Source organism: Candidatus Desulfatibia sp. (genome assembly GCF_036446775.1).
GTDB lineage: Bacteria > Desulfobacterota > Desulfobacteria > Desulfobacterales > UBA11574 > Desulfatibia_A.
The window spans coordinates 1-7,327 of sequence record NZ_JAZFTO010000295.1 but is presented as its reverse complement, the minus strand read 5'-3'; the positions used below and the strand labels follow the sequence as shown (position 1 = coordinate 7,327).

The 7,327-nt window shown below is 46.7% G+C and carries 8 protein-coding genes; all 8 read left to right on the top strand.

Annotated features, from left to right (window positions below; all coding sequences use genetic code 11):
- Positions 1-173 precede the first annotated feature (173 nt).
- Positions 174-1,778: a murein biosynthesis integral membrane protein MurJ gene (gene murJ / locus V3S16_RS13805; protein WP_413885909.1), complete on the top strand. Its 1,605-nt coding sequence runs from the start codon at positions 174-176 to the stop codon at positions 1,776-1,778.
- A gap of 10 nt (positions 1,779-1,788) precedes the next feature.
- The gene (locus V3S16_RS13800) at positions 1,789-2,088 is read left to right on the top strand and encodes an FtsB family cell division protein (protein ID WP_413885907.1); all 300 of its coding nucleotides are present in this window, start codon (positions 1,789-1,791) and stop codon (positions 2,086-2,088) included.
- Positions 2,085-2,357, top strand: a complete 273-nt coding sequence (locus V3S16_RS13795) for a hypothetical protein (RefSeq protein WP_413885905.1) — start codon at positions 2,085-2,087, stop codon at positions 2,355-2,357. Before V3S16_RS13800 ends, V3S16_RS13795 begins: the two co-directional genes overlap by 4 nt.
- The gene (locus tag V3S16_RS13790) at positions 2,358-3,488 is read left to right on the top strand and encodes a GDP-L-fucose synthase family protein (protein ID WP_413885903.1); all 1,131 of its coding nucleotides are present in this window, start codon (positions 2,358-2,360) and stop codon (positions 3,486-3,488) included. It abuts the gene before it with no gap.
- 113 nt (positions 3,489-3,601) lie between these two features.
- Positions 3,602-4,093, top strand: a complete 492-nt coding sequence (locus V3S16_RS13785) for a hypothetical protein (protein WP_413885901.1) — start codon at positions 3,602-3,604, stop codon at positions 4,091-4,093.
- A 2-nt stretch (positions 4,094-4,095) separates the two neighbouring features.
- Entirely contained in the window at positions 4,096-5,289 is a 1,194-nt protein-coding gene (gene coaBC / locus V3S16_RS13780; protein WP_413885899.1) for a bifunctional phosphopantothenoylcysteine decarboxylase/phosphopantothenate--cysteine ligase CoaBC, read from the top strand.
- Positions 5,290-5,293: 4 nt separating this feature from the next.
- The gene (locus V3S16_RS13775) at positions 5,294-6,025 is read left to right on the top strand and encodes a uracil-DNA glycosylase (RefSeq protein WP_413885897.1); all 732 of its coding nucleotides are present in this window, start codon (positions 5,294-5,296) and stop codon (positions 6,023-6,025) included.
- A 163-nt stretch (positions 6,026-6,188) separates the two neighbouring features.
- A partial coding sequence (locus V3S16_RS13770) for an NfeD family protein (RefSeq protein ID WP_413885895.1) occupies positions 6,189-7,327 on the top strand: 1,139 nt, incomplete at its 3' end.

Genomic DNA, 7,327 nt, shown 5'->3' with positions numbered 1-7,327 from the left:
GATTTCGCAGATTACACAGATTGCAATGAATACGCGATGAAGGTTGCGGAATCTGTCGGGTTTAATTCCCCGCAGCTTGCTGCGTTAAGATAGAAAATATCATTTGTTGATACCCCGTGGCTTGCCGCGGGGTCGTTCATTCGATCAAAATACGGATACTGAAAAAACATTCCATGAACCCATCATCTTATCAAGCGGCTACTGAAAATGAAAAGGTGACAAAAGCTGCGGGGGTTGTTGGTTCAGCAACTTTATTAAGCCGTATCTTTGGCTTGATAAGAGACATTGTCCTGGCCTGGTTCTTTGGTGCCGGGCTCATTTCAGATGCTTTTTTTGTGGCTTTCAGGATTCCCAACCTATTAAGAAGGCTTTTTGCGGAAGGTTCCCTTAGTATCGCGTTTATTCCGGTTTTTACTGAATATCTTGCCAATCAGGGCCGGGCAGAAGCTTTTAAAATGGCAAGGTCCGCCATAAGACTTCTAGCGGTCCTGCTGGCGATCATTGCAGTTGTCGGAATTCTGATAGCTCCTCTGATCATTCGCGTAATTGCTCCGGGATTTTCAGATTCACCGGAACAGTTTTTACTTACGGTGACCCTGACCCGCATAATGTTCCCGTATATTTTACTCATCAGTCTTGTGGCACTTTCCATGGGCATCCTGAATGTTCTCGGTCATTTTGCCGCACCGGCCCTGGCCCCGGTTCTTTTAAATATGGCCATCATATGTTCGGTGTTTATAATTTCACCACATATGGCTGATCCGGTGACAGGACTGGCTATCGGCGTACTCATTGGCGGTTTTTTACAGCTTGCACTCCAGATACCGTTTCTTATCAAAAAAGGATTTTATTTCTGGCAGAAAGCCAGGCTTTACCACCCCGGGCTTGAAAAAATAGGTATACTGATGCTTCCTGCTGTTTTTGGGGCGGCTGTATATCAGATCAATATTCTGGTCGACACCTTTCTGGCATCGTTATTAGCTAAAGGGAGCATTTCATATCTTTATTATGCTGACCGTATAGTTCAGTTTCCGCTGGGCATATTTGCAATAGCCACCGCCACCGCGGTTCTCCCAAGTCTTTCCAGACAGGCAGCCGCAAAGGACCTGCCGGCTTTCCGGAACACCTTTGCCTATGCCATAAAACTAGTCTTTTTTATCATTATTCCTTCAATGGTCGGTCTGATTGTTTTAAGGCAGCCTATTGTTGCCCTGCTGTTTAAGAGGGGGGCCTTTGATGCTGAAACCACCCGTTTGACTGCCTACGCACTTTTGTATTATGCTACCGGTCTATGGGCTTTCTCGGCTGTTCGAATAGTCGTTAATGCATTTTATGCTCTTCAAGACACCAAAACACCTGTTCGGATGGCTATTATTTCCGTTATTGCTAAAATTGTTTTCAGCGTTATCCTGATGCAATGGCTGGCCCACGGCGGACTTGCGCTTTCTACTTCGCTGGCTTCCATGCTTAATTTCGGCCTGCTCATCCGGGCCTTAAGGAAAAAGCTCGGCGTGCTGGGCCTAAAAGGCATTGCAGCGTCAATCTGTAAGACAGCAATATGTTCATTGGTGATGGGTGCAATGGTCTGGGCTGTAGCCCGTTTTATAATCCCTTCAGAGGGTGCGACGTTAACCGGCCTGTTTTTCGGACTCATGGGAAGTATATTCTCCGGTATTGTGCTATACGGTTTTTTTGCGTTTTTTCTCAAAAGCCCGGAACTGGAAAAGATATTGGCATTTTTGTTTCACCGCCAAGCCGCAGTTAGCAGAGACACTTAGGATACGGAGAGTGAATACAAAACAAAGCGTTCTGCTTGCATTCGTAATCCTGGCGATAGTTGCACTGTTTCTTTTTATTATTTTCGGTGAAAATGGTCTGGCCGACCTTCATCTGCTGAAAATAGAAAGAGACGTTCTGTTGAAACAAAATGCAGAACTTGCTAAAAAGAACCTGTCCTTGTATCGTGAAATTGAACGTTTAAAGAACGACCCCAAGTATCTTGAAAGTGTTGCCAGGAAGGAGCTGGGGGTTGTCGGAAAAGATGAGCTGATATTTAAACTTAAAGCTAAACGCAGAGGCGAAAATTGAACAAGGATGATGTTTTTTATACCAAAACCATGGCAAAGGTCTATGCTGACCAGGGCAAATTAGAAAAGGCCGCCGAAATCTATCAATACCTTTTGAAAAAAGAGCCCCGGCGGCAGGATCTGATTGAAGCCCTTGCTGAGATTGATAAAGAGCGTCTTAAAAAAGGTCATGCGGATCTGGACGAATTGTTTAGCACCTGGCTTGACCTTTTGCTCAGGCACAGCCGGTTGCAACAACTAAAAAAACTTGAAACCTCAATTGAGCGATAAATGATAGCAACTCAGAATAAAACTTCATTTGCGGCCTTGAACCCCCGGTCTCATATCTACGTTGCCGGGCATCGCGGTATGGTAGGCTCCGCTATTGTTTCCCGACTGAAAGGCGAAGGATATACCAACATTGTCACCCTAACCCATCAAGAGCTGGAACTGATCGATCAACAGGCGGTACGGCATTTTTTTAAGAATAAAAAGATCGATTTTGTCGTCCTGGCTGCGGCTAAAGTCGGCGGAATCCACGCCAACAATACCTATCCTGCTGATTTCATATACCAAAACTTAATGATCACTGCCAACGTAATTTACCAGGCATTCAAAAGCGGTGTGCAACGTCTTTTGTTTTTGGGCAGCAGCTGCATCTACCCCAAGCACGCCGCGCAGCCGATGAAGGAGGAATATCTTCTAACCGGCAAGCTTGAACCGACCAACGAGCCCTATGCCGTTGCCAAAATTGCGGGGATCAAGCTCTGTGAATCATTTAACCGCCAGTATGGAACCCGCTATTATGCGGTTATGCCGAACAATCTTTACGGGCCCAACGATAATTACGATCTGGAGAATTCCCATGTGCTTCCGGCCCTGATCCGTAAATATCATCTGGCGAAACTGGCTGCCCGGGGCGACTGGACGGAAATTAAAAAAGACCGATCCCGCTTCGGCGATATCCCGGATGATTTTATGGCGTGTCTGGGTGCCATTTGCAAGTCTTGCGGGCATGATCATAAGCTGCCTGATACGGGCGTAAAGTCACAGCCGGCAGTAAATCTCTGGGGCAGCGGCAGTCCCCGCAGGGAATTTGTGCATGTCGATGATATGGCTGATGCCTGCATCTTTTTGATGAACCGCGAAGACGAGGTTTTTGATTCACTGTTTGCCGATAACCGTTTACCGTTAATTAATATTGGTTGCGGAACGGATATTACCATCCGCGATTTGGCCGGACTGATTGCTGAAATCGTCGGCTATCAGGGCGATATTGTATGGGACAGTTCACGGCCGGATGGGACTCCGCGTAAACTGCTTGATATTTCAAAACTCGAACAGTTGGGCTGGAAATCGGCTATATCTCTGGCAGAAGGCATTAAGCGGACGTACGAATGGTATTTAGCCCAAAATACCTGATGAATTCGATTTTTTTCGAATGAATCATATTTGACTTGTTTTGCAATAAAGGTATACATAGGAAGGGACTTATAAGAATACAAATGCTTACAGATACGGGTAAGGAGGAAATCATGACAAAAGCAAGGTCCAGGCAGACGGTTTTGTTGGCTATCGGGATGCTAACGCTCTTTTTTTTCATCGTAAGCGGATGTTCCACTCTTAGATCAAATAAAAGCAGTTCCACCCAAGGGTTTGCAGTAACAAAAGATAGAGAATCTTCCCCTTTATATTATGATTTCGGAGATGTGCTTATTCCAAACGAGCTGAAGGTGGACGAGAAATCATCTTATATCGTCCAGTCTCCGGGTTTTTTAACCGGCGTTCTGGCCTTAAAAGGGAAAGTTAAAAGAAATTCGCTGATCGCTTTTTTTCAAAACAACATGGCCAAGGATAACTGGCGCGAAATCAGTTTGTTCAAGTCGCCCCGGACAAGTACCATCATGCTGTTTCAGAAGGAAAACAGGTGGGCCGTGATCAGCATTAACGAAAAAGAGTTAAACACATATGTTGAAATAGGCGTTGCGCCCACAGTTAATGAACCCGAGTCCGGGTTATTAAAATAATTATGAGAAGCGGCATTAATAAAAAAAATATCGTTCTGGGTGTGTGCGGGGGGATTGCGGCATACAAAAGCGTAGAATTTTTAAGACTGCTTATGAAGCAGGGTGCCAATGTCAGGGTCATCATGACTCAAAATGCCCGGGAATTTGTAGGACCTTTGACTTTTGAAGCCTTGTGCGGTCAAGCGGTGTGTACCAGTCTTTTTGAAAAAGGCGCAGATGCTTCCATCAAACATATTGAGTGGGCCCAACAAGCCGATGCCGTTGTGATTGCCCCGGCAACAGCCAATATTATCGGCAAGCTTGCCGGCGGGGTGGCTGATGATGCCCTGAGCACCTTTATAATGGCGGTAACATGCCCCGTTGTACTTTGTCCTTCCATGAACACGCATATGTTTGCAAACAAAGCGGTTCAGAGAAATGTTGCCCAACTCAAAACGGACGGATATTTTGTCATAGAACCGGAAACCGGGAAGCTGGCTTGCGGTATCACCGGCCCCGGCCGTCTTCCCGAACCGGAAGATATTATGGACAGACTTATGTGCTGTCTTGCTCCTAAGGATCTGGAAGGTAAAAAGGTGTTGGTAACCGCCGGCCCCACCCGGGAGCCGATCGATCCTGTGCGTTTTATCAGCAATCTCTCTTCAGGCAAGATGGGCTACGCCGTTGCCAGGGCTGCGGAACACCGCGGTAGCCATGTTGTCCTGATTACGGGCCCAACCGATCTGCCCGATCCTAACAATGTGACCGTTATTCGTGTTCAAACTGCCCGGGAAATGGGGGTAAAAGTTTTTGAGCATTTCAAAGATTCCGATATTATAATAAAAGCAGCTGCAGTCTCCGATTTCAGACCCAAGGACCAGGCTGACCAGAAGATCAAAAAGGAAAACGACCAGGAGCTTTTGGCTCTGGAAAAAAATCAGGATATCCTGAAAGAACTTGGCAGAAGGAAAAAAGATCAAGTCTTGGTGGGCTTTGCTGCGGAAACTGAAAACCTTGAAAAATATGCCGAAAAGAAGCTCGCCGAAAAAAATCTTGACATGATCGCCGGCAACCTGGTGGGTATTCCTTCTTCGGGTTTCGGTTCAGATACAAATGAGATCACGCTTTTTTTTAAAGACGGAACAAAAGAGCCGCTTGCTGTAATGGATAAAGAAGAGGTTGCTCATATACTGCTCGATCGGATATTAAACAAATAACTTTATGCCACTACGCTCCCAAAATAGTAATAAGGCCCGCATCGAAGATTTTGCCGCCACCGTCGCAGAGATCGAAAACACACTGCGCCATCTGGCCGCAACCGGGTGCCGGGGTTTTGACTGCTCTGAAACCAGCCTGAAAACAATCAAAACCTGGGGACGTAAAATACCCTTTGCTCCTGAGACTCTGAAGGTAATCCGCAATGATCTTGGCGATTGCAGACGCTGCCGGCTTTCCGGCAGCCGCAAAAATATTGTCTTTGGTTCAGGTGATCCCCACGCAAAACTCGTATTTGTAGGTGAAGGGCCGGGCTATGAGGAGGATCAAAGGGGAGAGCCGTTTGTAGGCGCAGCCGGCCAGTTGCTTACTAAGATAATTCATGCCATTGATTATACCCGCGAGCAGGTGTATATCTGCAATATAATCAAGTGCCGTCCACCCAAGAACAGGAATCCCAGGCCGGACGAGATCAAGGCCTGCGCACCCTTTTTAGAACGCCAGATCGCGGCCGTCAAGCCTGATTTGATATGCGCATTAGGGACTTTCGCCGCTCAGACACTTCTTGAAACCCAAAAACCTATCTCAAAACTCAGAGGGTCTTTTTATCAATACATGGGGATTAGGTTGTTGCCTACCTATCACCCGGCTTTCCTTTTGCGCAATCCCGCTAAAAAAAGAGATGTGTGGGAGGATATGAAAAAGTTAATGCAAGCGCTCAACCAGAATTCCTCGTGAACTAGCGAAGCTTCACCTCTCCGGCCTTTAGCGGCCCGGGATGGGCAAACCGACGAGGCTCCGCGATTCTGGATTCTGGATGCTTGATTCTGGATAGAAAAATAGGGAATTCATCACTTCATCCAGTATCCAGAGACCAGCATCCAGCATTTTTGGATATTATATGAAGTATAAATGTTTGCTTTTAGCTCTATTTTTGTTTTTATTCTGCTTGCCGGCCAGCGCGATTGCAGCTAAAAGCGAAATCTATGTCATCAATTTTTCGGGAGCCATAAGCCCGGGAACCGCCGATTTTTTAAAAAGCGGGATAAAAAAGGCTTCGGATGATAATGTTGCCTGCATCATCATTGTATTTGATACACCCGGAGGTCTGGTCGAGTCGATGCGTGATATCGTCAAGGCCATATTTGCGAGCCAAGTGCCGGTTGTGATTTATGTCGCACCCGGCGGGGCCAGGGCGGCTTCAGCAGGCGTTATGATCACCATGGCGGCAGATATCGCAGCCATGGCGCCGGGGACCAATATCGGTGCGGCCCATCCCGTCGGTGCCGGCGGTAAAGAGATCAACAAGACCATGTCCGCAAAAATTACCAACGATATGGTTGCCCATGCCAAGAGTATTGCCAGGAAACGAGGTAGAAACGCCCAGTGGGTTGAAAGGGCGGTCCGCAATAGCGTATCCGTAACTGAAATCGAAGCGCTGAAGGAGAACATTATTGATATTGTTGCCAAAGATTTGGATGACCTGATTGAGCAGATAAACGGTCGCAAAGTCCAAGACAAAGGGGTTTTAGATCTTGATAACGTCAAAACGACAGTCCTGAAAGAAACTATCAGGAACAAGATCTTAAAGACTATCAGCGATCCAAACATTGCCTATATCCTGTTGATGATCGGTCTGGCCGGGATTTACTTTGAACTGTCGCAACCGGGGGCTGTTTTGCCGGGGGTAATCGGCGGGATTGCATTGATATTGGCCTTTTTTGCACTTCAGACGATTCCCGTCAATTACGCCGGGATTCTTCTTATCATCCTGGCGCTGATTTTTTTTATTATGGAGATGAAAATTTCAAGTTATGGGCTGCTCAGCATAGCAGGTATTATTTCACTTTTGCTCGGATCCCTGATGTTGTTTGACAGCAGCGATCCTGCCATGCAGCTTTCTTTGGGGGTTCTTATACCCACCATTGTTTCGGTTTCGGGTTTTTTCGTCACGGTCGCTGCTTTGGTTTTTAAATCACAGCTGTCAAAACCGCTGACCGGTGCAAAGGGCCTTGTTGGGGAAATCGGCATCGTAAAAAA